Here is a 16170-nt window from a genome sequence, read left to right on the forward strand (position 1 = left end):
ACGATGACCCCGCCGGTGGCGCCGTCTATGAAAAAGCTGAGGTAGGCGCCGACAGCCGAGGTGACCGAGCCCAATGCGATCGCGACAATGAGCAGTGTCCTGAACCTGTCGGTCAGAAGATAGGCCGTGGCACCCGGGGTCACCACCATGGCGATGACCAGGATGGCGCCCACCGTCTGCAGCGCCGCGACAGTACAGGCGGCCAGCAGCGCGAAGAACAGCACCTGCAGGGCGCGTGGCCTGAGCCCGACAGTGCGGGAATGGCTTTCGTCGAAGAACACCAGCATCAGGTCTTTCCACTTCAGCGCGAGGATCGTCAGCGAAACCAGCGAGATGGCCACAACCTGGATGACGTCGGCGTCGGAAATGCCGAGGATATTGCCCATAACGATGGCCTGGACGTCGACGGCCGTGGGGTTGAGCGACACCATCAGCAGCCCGAGCGCGAAAAAGGAGGTGAAGACGATGCCGATCACCGCGTCCTCGCGCAGCTGGGTGCGCTGGCGCACCAGCACCATCGTCGCCGCAGCCAGTCCACCCGCAACGAAGGCACCGGCCGAATAGGGTAGGCCGAGCAGGTAGGCCCCGGCGACGCCCGGTACCACCGCATGGCCCAGCGCGTCGCCGATCAGCGACCATCCCTTGAGCATCAGATAGGCAGAGAGGAAGGCGCAGACCGCGCCGACAAGGGCCGAGACCCAGATGGCCTTGACCATGTAGTCGTAGGCGAAGGGGGTCGCGAGCAGCTCGATCATTCCGTTCCGCCCTCGCCATTACGGCTCGGCGTCGCCGGCCGATGGCCGCGCTGGTCTCCATAAAAGACGACCGGACGCTCGTCGTCGGTGAGCACGGTGACGCGGCGCGGATCGCTGTCGTCGTGCAGGTCCGGCCCGTGCAGCTGGAAATGCCGCAGCACGCCGCCGAAGGCCTTTTCCAGATTGTCCTGGGTGAACACCTCGCCGGTAGGACCGAAGGCCAGCACGGTGCGGTTGACCAGCACCACCTGGTCGCAGAAATCCGGCACGCTGCCCAGATTATGGGTCGAAACCAGCATCAGGTGACCCTCGGCCCGTAACGCTGTCATCAGCTCGATGATCGCTGTCTCCGTCTTGACGTCGACGCCGGTAAACGGCTCGTCGAGCAGGATGATCTGGCCCTCTTGGGCGAGTGCACGGGCGAGGAAGACGCGTTTTTTCTGCCCGCCCGAAAGCTCGCCGATCTGGCGCTTGCGGAAGTCCGCCATGCCGACCCGCTCAAGCGCGTGATCCACCAGTTCGCGGTCCTTCCGGGAGGGGATGCGGAAGAAGTTCATCTGCCCCTGCCGGCCCATCATCACAACGTCTTCGACGAGGACGGGGAAGTTCCAGTCGACCTCTTCGGCCTGCGGCACATAGGCGACGATGTTCTGGCGCAGCGCCTGCTCGACAGGCAGACCGGCGATCTGCACCGAACCGGCGACCGGGCGCACAAGGCCCATGATCGCCTTGAACAGGGTGGATTTGCCGCTGCCGTTGACGCCGACCAGCCCGGCAATGGTGCCGGCGCCCAGCGAGAAACTGGCCTCGCGCAGCGCCACGTTGCCATTGGGATAGGCGACGGTGACGCCGTCGACTGCGAGACTGGGTTGCGGCACGGGGTTCCACGCCTCATGCGGCACGTTGGGGGAGGGGGTCACGTGCCGAATCCCCGTGCAATCGTGTCGACCGTCGTCTCGATCAGCTTGAGATAGGTCGGTACCGGTCCATTGGCCTCGCTCAGCGAGTCCACATAGAGCACCCCGCCATAGGTTGCACCGGTCTCCTTGGCGACCTGTTTGGCCGGCTTGTCCGAAATGGTGCTTTCGGAAAATACCACCGGAATGTCGTTGGCGCGCACTTCATCGATCACGTGGCGCACCTGCTGCGGCGTGCCCTGCTGGTCCGCATTGATCGGCCACAGATAGAGTTCCTTGAGGCCGTAGTCGCGCGCCAGATAGCTGAACGCACCTTCGCTGGTCACCAGCCAGCGCTGGCCCTCGGGGATCCGCGCCAGCCGTTCACGCAGCGGCGCATCCAGCGCCTTGATCTGCTCCGCATAGGCAGCGGCATTGGCGGCATAGGTCTCCGCATTAGCCGGGTCGACGTCACTCATCGCCTTGCGGATATTTTCGACATAGATCAGCGCATTGGCGGGCGACATCCAGGCATGCGGATTGGGCTTGCCGGTATAGGGGCCTTCCGAAATGCCGATCGGCTCCACGCCGTCGCTCACCACGGCCTGCGGCACGTCGCCGACATTGGTGAAGAATTTTTCGAACCACTGTTCGAGGTTCATGCCGTTCCACAATACAAGTCCGGCATCCTGGGTCCGGGCGACGTCGCGCGGGCCGGGCTGGAAATTGTGGATCTCTGCGCCGGGGCGGGTGATCGACACCACCTCGGCGGCGTCACCGGCCACGTTCTGGGCGATATCGGCGATGATGGTGAAGGTGGTGACCACCTTCAGTTTCGGCTGGGCGAAGGCAGGTGTGGCCGACGTCGCAAGCAGCGCGGCGAGGCCGATCTGGGTAAAGGCACGGCGGGACAACATATGAGTTCACCTAGTTGCGAATAATTCTTAATAGCAGCTGGGCGCGCCAAGTCAATGGCGGGTGCCTGCCATTGGGCACAGGTTGGATGCACGTTGCTTTCGCGGCGCGACTCCCGCACGATTACGTACGCGACTTCCCCTAATTCCGCCGGTACCATGTCGACCTTTCGCCTCATTGAAGCAAAACTGCCTGATTTCGGGGTGCCGCAGCACCGGCCGCTGCTGACGCGCGGCGTCTATGCCGACCGGCAGATCGCCCTCAACCGGGCGCGCCGTGGTGCCGGACTCGATGCCATAGTGATCTATGCCGACCGCGAGCATGCCGCGAACCTCAACTGGCTGACCGGCTTCGAGCCGCGCTTCGAGGAAGCCCTGCTGGTGATGGCGCCCGACATCACGCCGACGCTGCTGGTCGGCCCCGAGAACCTGGCGCGGGCCCGCGCCGCGGAAATCGACGTCGAGGCCCGGCTCTACCAGCCCTTCGGCCTGTTGGGGCAGGACAGAGGCCTGACCCCGGCGCTGGAACAGGTTTTGCGTCAGTCTGGTCTTGGCACGGGGCAGCGGATCGGTGTTCTGGGCTGGAAGTACTTCGGCCCCGACGAAGCCGCCCGGCCCGAAACCTGGCTGGAAACGCCGGCCTTCATTGCCGACACACTGCGGCGCATCGTGGGTGAAGATGGGCGCGTGGTGAATGCCAACGCCCTGATGATGCATCCCTCGACCGGCCTGCGTGCGACGAACGAAGTGGCACAGATCGCCCAGTTCGAGTTCAGCGCCGTTGCCGCCTCGGAAGCGGTCAAGGCGCTGATCGCCGGCATCCGGCCCGGCATGAGCGAGTTCGATGCCATCAGGCTGATGGGACTCGGCGTGCTGCCGCATACCTGCCACACCATGCTGTCGTCGGGCGAAGGGCTGGCGGGGTTGTCGAGCCCGTCTGGTCGAGAACTTCTGCCCGGGGATCCGGTGACGACGGCGGTCGGGTATCCGGGCGGACTATCCAGCCGGCTGGGCTGGTTGGCCGCCGATGCGCAGGACCTCCCGGAAAATGCCCGGGACTATGTCGAGCGCCTCGCCGGGCCCTATTTCGCCTGCGCTGCCGAATGGTACGAGACGATCGGTATCGGCGTGACCGGCGGTGAGATCGACGCGCTGGTGCGGCGTCATCTCGGCGGCTCGTTCTTCAATCTCATTCTGAACCCGGGTCACCTGACCCACCTCGATGAATGGCTGAGCACGCCGGTCTATCCCGGATCGACAGAGCAATTCACCTCGGGCAACATGGTGCAATGCGATATCATTCCGGCCGTGGGGGCGCCTTACCACGGCGTCAATATCGAGGATGGCGTGGCCCTGCTCGACGAAGGCGGCCGCGACGAATTGAGATCGTCTTTTCCCGAGATGTGGGACCGGGTGCAGGCCCGCCGGGCCTTCATGACCGACGTCCTCGGCATCACGCTGAAACCCGAAGTGCTGCCGATGTCGAACCTTGCCGGAGCGCTGCCGCCCTTCTGGCTCGCCCCGGAGCGCCTGCTGGCGCGGGGATAAGGGCGCAATCGGCGTCCCGTCTCATTTGGATGTAGGTACGAGAGGGCCCTCTGCAGATTTAAATCCATGCATGGGGTGAGGGCCCCCTCGTTCAGGTAACGCAGCGCCGGCTACCGACCACACGCCGCGTCACCTATTCGGCCATGGCGTGCGCCCGTTGGTCTGCCGTCAGCGCACCGCTGCGGGGCGGCCGCCGCAGCAGCAGGATGACGGGTAGCGACGCCAGGGTGATCAGCATCATCAGCTTGAAGTCGTCGAGAAACGCGATCATGGCCGATTGTTGGGCAATGAGGCCGGTGACCGTCGAGACCACCTGGTCGATGCCGCCATGACTTGCGGCAAAGTCTCTCACGGCGCCGGAGTCGAGGGTGATACGCTCGCCCAGTTCGGCACTGTTCACCGTCTGCATCTGCGCCAGAACGGTCGTGACGATTGAAATGCCGACGCCGGAGCCGACATTGCGTACCAGCGAGAACATGCTGGTCGCCTCGACGCGATATTTCGATGCAATCGTCGCGAAGGCCAGCGTGTTGAGCGGCACGAACACCAGCCCCATGCCGATCCCCTGCAAAAAGCCGCTCCACATGATCGGCCCTGGCCCCATCACGATGGTGAACTGGGTCATCAGATACATCGAATAGGCGGTCATCAGCGTGCCGACGGCGACGAGCAGCCGCGGGTCGTAGCGGGAGACGAGCCGGCCGACGAGGATCATCGACACCATGGTGCCGACACCGCGCGGCGCCATCACCAGCCCCGTCTCGATCACCGGATAGCCCATGAGGTTCTGTAGCAGCGGTGGGAGCAGAGCCAGCCCCGCAAACAGCGAGATGCCGACGACGAAGATCAGCCCGACGCCGGTCGCGAAATTGCGGTCGGCAAACATCTTGAGGTCGATGAACGGTTCGGCCGCCGTGGCGCTGTGGATGAGGAAGGCCCACGTGCCTGAAATGATCAGCCCGACATAGATCCAGCTTTCCATCGAGCTGAACCAGTCGACGCTCTGCCCGCGGTCGAGCAGCAGCTGCAGCGATGCGACGGCGAGGGCCAGCATGCCGAAGCCGAAAAAGTCGAAGCGCCGCCGCTTGACCTCGGTATTGGGCATCAGCGCGAACAGCATGAACAGCGCCAGACCGCCCACCGGCAGGTTGACCAGAAACACTGCGCGCCAGTTGAAGGTCTCGGTCAGCCAACCGCCCAGCGTCGGTCCGATGATCGGGCCGATCATGATACCAGCGCCGAAGATGGCCATCGCCTGGCCCAGCTTTTCGCGCGGGTTGATGTCCATCATCGTCGCCTGGGCGAGGGGCGCCAGAACAGCGCCGCACAACCCCTGCATGATCCGGAACAGCACCATCTCCTCGAGGCTGGTGGCAATCCCGCACAGCAGCGATGAGCCGGTGAACCCGGCCACGGCAAACAGCAGCAGGGTCTTGCGGCCCAGCCGGTCGGCCAGCCAGCCAGTTAGTGGCGTCGCGATGGCCGCGGCGACGATATAGGAGGTCAGCACCCAGTTGATCTCGTCCTGCGACGCGCCGAGGCTCGAGCGCATATGGGGCAGGGCGACATTGGCGATGGTGGTGTCGAGCACCTGCATCACCATGGCCAGCATGATGGCGGACGTCAGCAGGCCCTTATGGGCCACCACCACGTTCGGCGCTGAAACACTCTCGGTCATCGCAGTTTGCCTCACTCGGCCGCGGCAACGGTTCCGGGGCTTCCGGTTTCAGGCTGGGTGTCGACCGTCACGACGGTGCTCATGCCGGCCCGCAGGCGCGTCTCGCTCGGGTCGGTCACGGCAATCCGCACCGGAATGCGCTGGGTGACCTTCACCCAGTTGCCGGTGGCGTTCTGCGCCGGGATCAGCGAGAACTCCGACCCCGTGCCGGCACCGATCGATTGGACATCGCCTTCCAGCACCAGGCCCGGATAGGCGTCGACCTTCACTTCGACGGGTTGGCCGACGACAATGCCATCGAGCTGCGTTTCCTTGAAATTGGCCACGATCCACACATCGCCGGTCTCGACCAGACTGGCGATAGTCGTGCCGGTCGACACGAACTGCCCGACATTGAGGCTGGCGACCTGGCTGACGATGCCGTCGCCAGGGGCGCGTACCGTGGTCTTTTCGAGATTGCGGACCGCACTGTCGCGCGCCGCGAGAGCGGAGCGCACGGCCGGGTGGTCATCGGTCGCGATGTCGGCATCACCCGCCAGCGCGGCGATCGAATTGGCCACGTCCTGCTCCTCGAGCGCCACATTGGCCTCTGCCGCGCGCAGCGCCAGCCGCGCATCGTCGAGCTTGGCTTCGGTCGCTACGCCCTGGGACTTGAGGCCTGACTGACGCTCCCAATCCTTTTGCCGCACTTCCAGTGTCGCCTGTGCCGATTGCAGCCGGGCGCGGGCGCTGGCGAGGCCGACGCGGAGCTGTTCGACATTGACGCGTGCCGCCGCGAGCGCCGCATCGGCCTGGTCGAGGGCGATGCGATAGGGCTCGGGATCGATAGTGAACAGCACATCGCCCGCCTTGACCGGCTGGTTGTCGACGACGCTCACCGTGGCGATGCGGCCCGAGACATCTGAGGAGATCGAGACCTTGGGCTGCTGGATATAGGCATTGTCGGTTTCGACATAGCGTCCGCCCGTCAGAACGAACCAGCCGCCCGCCGCGACGAGCAGCAGGGGCACGCTGAGCATGAGCGCGATCCGCCGGCCACGCGACTTGGCCTTTGGCGCGGCGGGCGGCGGCGTGGGCGAAGTCTGGCGCGGGCTGACCGCCGCACCTGCAGCGACGGTATCGTTGTCATCGGCGGGTGTCACAGCTCCAGGCTGCGGTTTTTGCATTGGAGCGTTCATTTGTCGTCCTCAATTCCTCTTGTCGATCCGGACAGGCTGTCGCGCATCCGGGTCAGCACCTGTGTCGCGATCTCGCGGTCGGCCGCCGGGATGTCCCGCACGGCCAGGTCGTACATGTCGAGGCCGAAGCGCTGCGAGGCGATCGCCAGCTCCTCACCCTCTTCGGTGAGGTGCACGAGCTTGGCGCGGCTATCGTTGGGATCCGGCTGCCGCACGACGAGTTCGCGCTTTTCCAGCCGATCCAGCAGGCCGCTGATCGTCATCGGGTCCGTGTCTGTCGCGGTCGCAAGGCCGGACTGGCTGATCCCCGACTCATGCAGCAGATGCGCCAGCACCCGCCATTGCGGCAGCGTCAGACCCTTGGCCTTCGCCTCGTCCTCGAACCGGCGCTTCAACAGCTTGCTCAGTTCGAAAACCAGATAGGCGACGGGCGCCTGCTTCCTGAATGACTGTTTCCGTAATTTCATAAGCGCACATATAATAAGTGGGCTTACCAAGTCAACGCGCGGAACGGCGACAATCTGAGTCAAACTTCGGTCGAAACGTCCGTATTCGCTTAGCCAGCAGCCGCAGCAATGCCTTTGCGCTGCATACTCTTGCCGCCGCGCAAGACGGCTCGGTGCCCTGCCGGAAGCCGGTCTGAGGCAGCGAAATGATGGGGCTGGGAGCGAACGAAGCGCCAGAAAACACCTGACAGCGCCGCAGACGCTGACTATGTATAAACTCTTAGATTGAGTGGTTTTTTAAGCATTTGGCATCGCAGGGCGGCCCCAAGACCGCTGACGATGCAGTCCGAGGATAAAGTTGCATACGGTCTCAACGCAGCGTTGGTGCGCGCCCAGTGCGTGCCGGGTTCCTGTTCAAGCGCACTTCCAGCTGGGCCAATGCGCTGCACGACGCAGCCGAGCCACCTTGTCATGCTGAACGTCGCCGTCGTTGACGAAGACGACTCGCAGCGTCGGATGATCGTCGAAGCGCTGGTCGGCTCTGGTCATCGCGCCAGCGAGGTGCCCTCGGTCGAAGCCTGGGTCGAGGAATCCGCTCCGCCCTCGGTCGATTTGCTGGTGGTCGATGCCAGCCTGTCCGGGCGGGGCGGTATTGCCCTGGCAAAGCGTTTTCGCACCAGTTGGCCCCAGGCCGGCATCATCATGTTGACCGGGCGCGATGATCTGAGTGTCGGCTACGAAAGCGGTGCCGACATCTGCATGGTCAAACCTGTCTCCCCGCCGGAACTGAAGGCGGCCGTTTCGGCCTTGCGCCGTCGACTACGACAGGCCAAGCCCCAACGCGCTACGATCCGACTCGACAGCGGTAATCTGCGTTTGCTTGGCGGCGAACACGAGGTGGCGATCTCGCAACAGGAGGCGGCATTACTCGGCGCTTTTATCCGATCGCCAGACAGCCGCCTGGAGCGTTGGCAGATCCTCGAAATATTCGAGCGGTCCGGTTGGACCTTCAATCGTGCTAATGTTGGCGTGGCGATATTCCGGCTTGGTGCAAAACTTCGCGCCACCGGAATCAGCAGTGTCGAGCGCCCCATCCGAGCCATTCGCAACTGGGGCTATCAGTTGTGTGAGCGCGTTATTGCAGACTGAAACGCGCAATTTTGCATTCAGCCGATAACTGTTGCTGAGTTGCATCAGAACGACGCGCCGCCATGTAACGTTACGAAATTTTTGCTCCGGGCCTAAGTGGTAATCAGTATCGAATCGCCGGGTGACCCCTGTCTCCCGCCGCGCTCGCTTGCTGTCCCTGGGGTTAAGAAATGTCCGAATCCGTAGTTTCTCGCGTGACCGGTTCCGGTCGTGTGAATTCTGGTCGTCGCGTGCTTGGCGGGGTGCGCAGCGCGGCAATGGTCGGCGTTTCTGCGCTTGCTGTCAGCGTCATGGTCGGCGTGGCGGTTGCCCAGGAAAAGACGGTCGTTGATGGGCAGGAGGGCGGCGGCTACCTCGTTCAGTCCTCGAACGCCATGAACCTCGGCGAGAACCAGTTCGTGGCGAGCGGCACGACGATCTCGAACAGGATCTACACCAATTTCGTTACCCAGGGCGGCTCCGGCTCCGGCGGCGGTGCTGGCCTCGGTGGTGTGTTCTTCGTCGACGCCAACGCCAACCTGACGCTCGACAATGTAGAATTCTCGACCAACACGGTGATCGGCGGGACCGGTGGCAGCGATCCGGGCGTGGCGGCCGGCCTCGTTTCGGTGGCTCTTGTCGGCAACCAGAGCTCTGTCATCGCGCTCGGCGGCCTGATCACCGATCCGGGTCTCGTTGCCGACGGCAGCAGCGACCAGATCAGCACCATTACTTTGAGTGATCCCAATCCGCTGCTCAAGGCGGGTATGGTGGTGACAATTCCGGGACTGACGGGGAATACCACCGCCAAGATCCAGAGCGTCAGCGGCACGACGGTGACCTTTGAGACGCCGGTTACAGTCGAGCCGACTACGGTTGGGCTTGCCCCCCTAACCGGGTATGCTGGTGGCGATACGCTTGTTCTGGCCGACGTCGGCAGCCCCGAAGACCCCATCGTCAAGATCGACAGCTACGTCACGGGCCCCGGTATCGTGCCCGGTACCAAGGTCAAGAGCGTCGACTATTCGAGCGGCGAGGTGACGCTGACGAATCCTCTGACCACCGACGACTTTGTTGGGGTAGGGCCGGAGTACAACTTCGTTACCGTTGGCCCTCTGAGTGCCAGCCCGATCCTGTCGACGACCCAATCCGGCGGATCATCTACCATCAACATGCTGTCCGCGCCCTCCGCAGAAATGGCGGTTGGTATGCTCGTGACCGGCGAAGGTATTCCGGACGGGGCCAGGATCACCGCGATCTCCGCCGACGGCACCAGCGTGACCATCGACAAGACGATCCCGAACGGCACGAAGGTGACCGGTTTCACCGCCGCGACCTATGCCGCTCAGGACGGCTCCAACGTTCTCAATCTGCCTGTCGCCAATACCGGTCTGAAGGTCGGCATGAAGGTGAGTGGTGAGGGGATCCCGGACGGCACGACGGTGACCGAGGTGTCGCCCGATGGCAAGACGGTCAAGCTGAGCAACAATGTCACCGACGTCGTGCCGAGCGCGCTGTCATTCAACGGCGTGCAGTCGGCTTCCGGCTCGAACATCACCTTTGTGAGCGGTGCGCTGCCCTCGGGCGTGCAGGTTGGTCAGGTCGTGTCGGGCCCGGGGATTCCGGAGGGAACGACTGTGGTTTCCGTGTCCGGCTCGACCGTGACACTGTCCAACGCGGTTTCCGATGGCAGTCTCGTCGCCGCTTTGAGCTTCGACTCGCCACTCACCACGGGTGGCGCCATGAACGGCCTGGACACGACGTCCGGCTCAGGCACCAACGGCAATAACGGTGCTAGCAGTGGTGCGACCTATGCCATCGTCAATTCGGGCGAGGGCGGTGGCGGCGCCAATGGTGAGGACGGTGGCGATGCCAGCGCTGGCGGAGTCGGCGGCAAGGGCGGCAAGGGCGGAAATGGCAGTGACGCGCTGCCGTTCAATCCCGACCTCACCGCTTCCGTGGCCCTCGGGGCTGCCGAAGCGATCATCAAGACCGCGCAAGTTGTTGCTGACCTGACGCCGAACGGGGCGCCCATCCCGACGCCAGATGTGCCCAAGGCCGCTGTGGACGGCTCTGATCTGGCATTGACCTACTCCAACCTGGCCAAGGATACGGCCCTGCTCGTGGCGTGGAATATCGGTCTGAGCCAGGGCGAACTGGCCTTCGGCGGCAATGGCGGTGCCGGTGGTGATGGTGGCGATGGCTCCACCTTCTTCGGTGGCGCGCAGGGCGGTACCGGCGGCGATGGCGGCAACTCGGGCGTATCTGCGGGAACCGGCGGTGACGGTGGTGCTGGTGGTGATGGCGGCGACGGTGGCTTCGGTGCCGGCGGCGGTGCAGGTGGCAGCGGCGGCGACGGTGGCTCCGGCAAGTATGCGGCCGACGGTGACGCGGGCGCCGGCGGCAAGGGCGGCTTTGGCGCCGGTGACGGCAGCAACGGCGACGGCCTCTATGGCGAAGGTGGCTCGGGCTACGGCGGTGCAATTTTCGTGCGCAGTGGCGGCACGCTGACCATCAAGGGCAACTCGACCTTCTCCGACAACCAGTCGATGGGCGGCTCCAGCCTGAACGGTGGCGAAGCCGGCGATCAGGCGGGGTCCGACCTGTTCATCATGAAGGGGGCTCAGGTCACCCTGCAGCCCGGTGACGGCAAGACCATCACCTTCAATGGCACGATCGCCGATGATAGCAAGGCGAGCTACGCGGACGCCTCCAATGCGGCGGGGCAGGGCGCCAGCATCACGATAGGCGGTCCGGGGCAGGTGGTCTTCAACGGCGCGAACACCTATTCCGGCCAGACCATCATCAAGGGCGGCACGCTTAACGCTGATGACGGTGTCGGGATCAACGTTGCCAGCAATATCAACTTCAGCGGCGATGGCCGCACCGGCAGCCTCAGCGAGGCCAATGTCGGTGTGCTGATGACCAGCGGCACCTTCGCCCGAACCATGGGCACGCTCGGCAACAAGGTGCAGTTCAACGGCAGCGGCGGATTCGCGGCATCGGGCGGCGTACTGACGGTCAACATGGGCGCCCTCAGCCAGCCCAAAACCCTGACCTGGGGCGAGAACAACTTCTTCGCGTCGACTTCAGGCGACGGCAGTCTGGTGTTCGGCTCCGAATATGCTGACAATCACGTCGATTTCCTCAACAACATCGATCTCAATGGCGGTAGCCGCCAGATCGCGGTCGTCGACAACGGCCTTGATGCCGAGCAGAACAGCTACGCCGAGATCAAGGGTGTGATCTCGAACGGCGATCTGATCGTTGGCGAAACCGGCAATGGCTTCACCGGCACACTCGTACTGAGCGGCAAGAACACCTATGTGGGCGGCACCGACGTGCGGTCGGGCACTCTGATCACCTCCGGCGAAGACGTGCTGGCCGATAGCGGCGATATCGATGTCGCGGGCGGCGCCAAGCTCATCCTCGGCGCTGACGATACGGTTCGTGACATCACCAATGACGGCATCGTCATGGTGACCGCGGACATCACGGCCCGCGATCTCGTCAACAACTTCGCCTTCACACTGGTCGGTGGCAACCTGACCTTGACCGGCACCTATACCGGCGGCGCCGACAGTGCCTTTGGTGTCGGAGAAGGGACGTCGACCCTGACGACCACCGGCCTGACCGGCAGTGGCGCCTTCTCGATTGCGGAAAATGGCGAACTGGTGATCAACCAGTCCGGCACCTCGACCTATGATGGCATCATCACCGGGTTGGGCAGTCTCACACTGGACGGCACCGCCGATCTGACCCTGACCGGCGAGAACACCTATTCCGGTCTGACGGTCATCGAAACCGGCAATACCCTGCGCCTCAAGGACTTCGGCACCCTGCAGCATTCGGCCGGTGTTCTGGTGGATGGCACCTTCGACATCGCCCAGGTCTCCGATGGCGATTCCGGCACGAATCCGGACAGCTCTTCGATCAAGACCCTGACCGGTGGCGGCAGCGTGACCCTGGGCGCCAATACGCTCGTCCTCACCGAGGCCAAAACCTATGAGCTGACCGACGAAAACCCCGATGACGACGGCAGCTTCGACGGCACCATCTCGGGATCCGGCGGCGTGACGGTTTCCGGCGGCACCCAGACCCTGGCGGGCACGAATACCTATACGGGCGCGACAGATATCGACACCGGCGCAGCGCTCGTCCTCACCGGCGACGGCACCATTGCCGACAGCTCGGGGGTCAATGTCGACGGCATCTTCAACACCGCCAGTGTGACTGCCGACAGCGTTTCGATCGACGCGCTGACCGGCTCGGGCCAGGCGCAGATCGGCAGCAAGACGCTGGCCATCGAAAGTGCTTTTGGCACCTTCTCGGGTAGCCTGTTCGGTAGTGCCGACAGCGCCTTTGAAATCAACGCCGGTACCCAGACCCTGTCCGGCCAGAATGCCGGTTTCTACGGCGCCGCCAGCGTCGCCGAGGGCGCCGAACTGGTCCTGACCGGTGAGGGCAATATCATCAATGCGTCCGGTCTCCATCTCGACGGAACGTTCGACATCTCGGGCGCTGACGAGGATCGCAGTCTCAATGGCCTGACCGGCGATGCGTCGGCAGCAAAAATCCTGCTCGGCGCCAATTCCATTGGCATCTTTGGCTCGGTGCTGGACAGCACCGATCCGGCTGCGCGCTTCGCGGGCGTCATCGGTGGTAGCGGCGGCATGGAGATCCGCGGCGGGCGTCAGGTGCTGACCGGTTCCAATACCTACACCGGCACGACCTTCCTCGCCGAGAGCGCCGAACTGCTGCTCGAGGGTGACGGCAGCGTCGCCACGTCCTCGGGCCTCGGCCTCAATGACGGCAGCCTGTTCGATGTTTCTGGTATCACAGGCGATAGCGCCCAGGTCGCGTCTCTTCTCACCAATACCGACGGGACGGGTGCCACGGTGCAACTGGGCACCAAGTCGCTGGAGATCACCGCCGGCGACGAGAACACCGTCTTCATGGGCGATATCAAGAGTTCCGGCGAAGGGCAGTTGATCGTCTCGGGCACCCAGAGCTTTTACAACAGCACGATCGAAACCGGACTGGTGGCAGACGGCGCGCCTTCAGACGCCGGTGTTGTCAAGGTGATGGGCGGTTCTATCACGTCCTCGGCGTCCGGGTCTTCCGCGCTCAACGTGTCGAATGGCGGCAATATCGAGGTTGTCGGCACCGCGCTGTCGTCTGCTGGTCCCGACATCTACGCCTATTTCAACACGGCAGCTGATGCCCACATCACCATCGGCACCGACGCCTTTTTCGTCGCCAATGACGACGACCGGCTGCTGCTGGTCGAGCGCGACGCGGGTGGCGAGGCAGGCAAGGTCCATCTGACGATCGACAACGGCGGGCTCGGCACCGACAAGGCCGTGGTCGGCAACATCATCGACAACTCCGTCAACCTCGGGACGAACGGCGGCACCTTCGTGACGGTCGCTGCGGGTTCGGCATGGTCCGGCTTCACCGATGCCGCCAGCTTCGATGTCGCCCAGGGCGCCAGCGTCTTCTTCGAGGAAGGCAGCAAGATCAATGGCAACCTCACGGTCGCGGAAGGCGCCATCGTCAACGGCGAGATTTCCGATGACGCGCTGGAAGTCGTGGGCGACGGCACCTTCGCCGACGGCCGGATCTACGGAAACCTCTTCATTCACGGCAACCTGTCTCTCGGCGGCTTCATCACGCCCGGCCACTCGCCCGGATTTATCACTGCGACGGGCGACTTCCTCGTCGATGCCGACGGTGCCCCGCTCACCGACTCGGGCGGGTCCGACGTTGCTGCCCTCAGCGGCGCCCGCGCGCTTCTGGAGGTCGACTTCAGCCAGGCGCCTCAGGCTGGTGTTACCTATGACCAGATCAATATCGGCGGTGACATGGTCAAGGATGGCAGTGCCACCAGCGGCGTCCTGCCGGTGCAGCTTGTCGGCCTCGGCGAGCGCGGCGCAGCCCTTGGCGATCTGTCCGACATCGAGCTGATCCGCATTGGCGGCACGGTTGGTGACGGCGCTGGCGTGACGCAGATCAACCGCCTCACCCAGAACGGTCAGGAAATCCGCATCGTCAGCACCGAGACCGCCATGGCAAATCGCGTTGCGGCCACGAGCGATATCGTGGTGGGCACCGATGCCAGCGGCCCCGGCCAGACCGAGATCCAGTTTTTCGATGAGAGCAACTCGGATAACGACGGCTATATCGTTTATGGGCTCGACTCCGTCGTGCTGGATGAGACCTTCGCATTCGCCAACCTAGTGGGGGCGACCCACAATGCCGGCGATGCCATGCTGGGCAGCTTTGCCGATCGCCTCGGCGCCCAGCGCAAGAACAGCGTGTGGATGCGGGCCGGCGGCAGCTTTGCCGACATCGATGACGATATCTCGAGCACCCAGACAGTGGGCTTCACTCAGGCGGGCATCGACTTCATTTCCACCGACATGCTGCGCTTCGGCATTCTGGGCTCCTATGGCGCATCGTCGAGTGACGTGACCACCGAGCTGGGAGTGGCGTCGCTGGATGGCTCCTTGTGGAATATCGGCGTCGAAGGCTCCGTCACGGCCGGTGTCTTCTATCTCGACGCTCTGGCGCAGTATGGCGGCAGCGACTGGACCATCAGTCCCGTCGATGGCAGCGCCAGCACCATTTCCGGCATGACTGCGACGGCGGCCATCGAAACCGGCCTCAGTCTCGATATGGGCCCGGCCAGCATCACGCCCTGGGGGCAGTTGCTGTACCAGGTCACCGACTACTCCAATCTCGACAGCGCCTGGGTCGACAGCGTGAACTTTGCCACCTCCGACTCCCTCATTGCCCGCGGTGGTGTGCGGGTCGAAGGCAATGGCGGCTTCTCGCCCTATGCCAATGTCGCCCTCGCCCAGGACCTTTACGACCAGAAAACGGTCACCGTGGACGGCTACGAGTATGGCACCGGCACCGGTGGGCCCCGCGTCGAGTTCGGCGCCGGCTTTTCCAGCCAGATCGGAGAGGGTCTGACCATCTCGACCGATCTGTCGGGCGCCCAGGGTATCGGCGACGCCGGCCTGTCGAGCTACGAAGGCCAGGTCGCAGTGCAGGGGAAATGGTGATGCGGTGGTCTCTCGCACTGGCGGCAGCAGCCTGTCTCGGGCTGCTGACCGTAGTGCCGGTGGTGCCGGCCTTCGCCCAAGCCACCGCCAAACCGGGCGAAGTCTTCGGTGACTGGGTCTATGAATGCGTCGCCGTGGGCGAGGGCCGCGAGGCCTGTGCGCTCAACCAGTCGCTGGTCGACCAGGAGACCGGCAAGCTGCTGGTCCGCTTCAGCCTGGGTCGTGATGAGCAGAACGACACGGTCTCGCTCGTTGCGTTGGTGCCGCTCGGGATCGACTTCGCGGCGGGCGTCAGCGGCGGGTTGGATGATGCCGCGGGCTTCCAGATGCAGCTGCGCACCTGCCTCAATACCTCCTGCATCGCCGCGGCCCGGGTCGATGATGCGATGCTGGAGAAGATGAAGCAGGGCACGACGCTGAAGATCGGCTTCAAGATGATGACCGAACAGCAGCCGCGCATTCTCGGCGGTTCGCTGCGCGGCATCACTGCCGGCACCAAGGCCGCCGGCTTCTAGCGCCCCGGCACCGGTGCGGCGCAAAAGGCAATTTCCCGCCCC

10 protein-coding genes are annotated in these 16170 nt (G+C 64.0%); 4 read left to right on the forward strand and 6 right to left on the reverse strand.

Annotated elements, in window-relative coordinates; all coding sequences use genetic code 11:
* From ACN0TK_RS09250 to ACN0TK_RS09260, 3 genes are all read right to left on the reverse strand, one after another.
* The coding region (locus tag ACN0TK_RS09250) for a metal ABC transporter permease (RefSeq protein ID WP_417309194.1) at window positions 1-755 on the reverse strand (755 nt) is incomplete at its 3' end.
* A complete protein-coding gene (locus tag ACN0TK_RS09255; protein WP_417309195.1) occupies window positions 752-1675 on the reverse strand; it encodes a manganese/iron ABC transporter ATP-binding protein in 924 nt (307 codons plus the stop codon). The genes ACN0TK_RS09250 and ACN0TK_RS09255, both read right to left, overlap by 4 nt.
* Complete coding sequence (locus ACN0TK_RS09260; RefSeq protein ID WP_417309196.1) at window positions 1672-2568, reverse strand: metal ABC transporter substrate-binding protein; 897 nt, start codon at window positions 2566-2568, stop codon at window positions 1672-1674. The genes ACN0TK_RS09255 and ACN0TK_RS09260 overlap by 4 nt, the downstream gene beginning before the upstream one ends.
* 156 nt (window positions 2569-2724) lie before the next feature.
* On the opposite strand from ACN0TK_RS09260, the gene ACN0TK_RS09265 reads away from it, so the two are divergent.
* Window positions 2725-4113 (forward strand): aminopeptidase P family N-terminal domain-containing protein, encoded by a 1389-nt coding sequence (locus ACN0TK_RS09265; RefSeq protein ID WP_417309197.1) that lies wholly within the window; start codon window positions 2725-2727, stop codon window positions 4111-4113.
* Window positions 4114-4246: 133 nt separating this feature from the next.
* Here the strand turns inward: ACN0TK_RS09265 and ACN0TK_RS09270 are convergent, their stop codons facing one another.
* From ACN0TK_RS09270 to ACN0TK_RS09280, 3 genes are read right to left on the reverse strand one after another with little or no spacing between them, the layout of a single operon-like run.
* Window positions 4247-5791: a DHA2 family efflux MFS transporter permease subunit gene (locus ACN0TK_RS09270; RefSeq protein WP_417309198.1), complete on the reverse strand. Its 1545-nt coding sequence runs from the start codon at window positions 5789-5791 to the stop codon at window positions 4247-4249.
* Window positions 5792-5802: 11 nt separating this feature from the next.
* Window positions 5803-6933 carry an HlyD family secretion protein gene (locus ACN0TK_RS09275; protein WP_417309199.1) on the reverse strand — a complete coding sequence of 377 codons (1131 nt, stop codon included), beginning with the start codon at window positions 6931-6933 and terminating at the stop codon, window positions 5803-5805.
* 32 nt (window positions 6934-6965) lie between these two features.
* Window positions 6966-7436, reverse strand: a complete 471-nt coding sequence (locus ACN0TK_RS09280; protein ID WP_417309200.1) for a MarR family winged helix-turn-helix transcriptional regulator — start codon at window positions 7434-7436, stop codon at window positions 6966-6968.
* 450 nt (window positions 7437-7886) lie between these two features.
* Between ACN0TK_RS09280 and ACN0TK_RS09285 the strand changes: the two genes are divergently transcribed.
* From ACN0TK_RS09285 to ACN0TK_RS09295, 3 genes are all read left to right on the forward strand, one after another.
* On the forward strand, window positions 7887-8564 hold the full coding sequence (locus ACN0TK_RS09285) for a response regulator transcription factor (protein ID WP_417309201.1): 678 nt from the start codon (window positions 7887-7889) through the stop codon (window positions 8562-8564).
* A gap of 170 nt (window positions 8565-8734) precedes the next feature.
* The gene (locus tag ACN0TK_RS09290; RefSeq protein WP_417309202.1) at window positions 8735-15613 is read left to right on the forward strand and encodes an autotransporter-associated beta strand repeat-containing protein; all 6879 of its coding nucleotides are present in this window, start codon (window positions 8735-8737) and stop codon (window positions 15611-15613) included.
* Window positions 15613-16128 carry an invasion associated locus B family protein gene (locus ACN0TK_RS09295; RefSeq protein ID WP_417309203.1) on the forward strand — a complete coding sequence of 172 codons (516 nt, stop codon included), beginning with the start codon at window positions 15613-15615 and terminating at the stop codon, window positions 16126-16128. The genes ACN0TK_RS09290 and ACN0TK_RS09295 overlap by 1 nt, the downstream gene beginning before the upstream one ends.
* Window positions 16129-16170: the final 42 nt, after the last annotated feature.

This window comes from Devosia sp. (assembly GCF_048261455.1).
GTDB lineage: Bacteria > Pseudomonadota > Alphaproteobacteria > Rhizobiales > Devosiaceae > Devosia_A.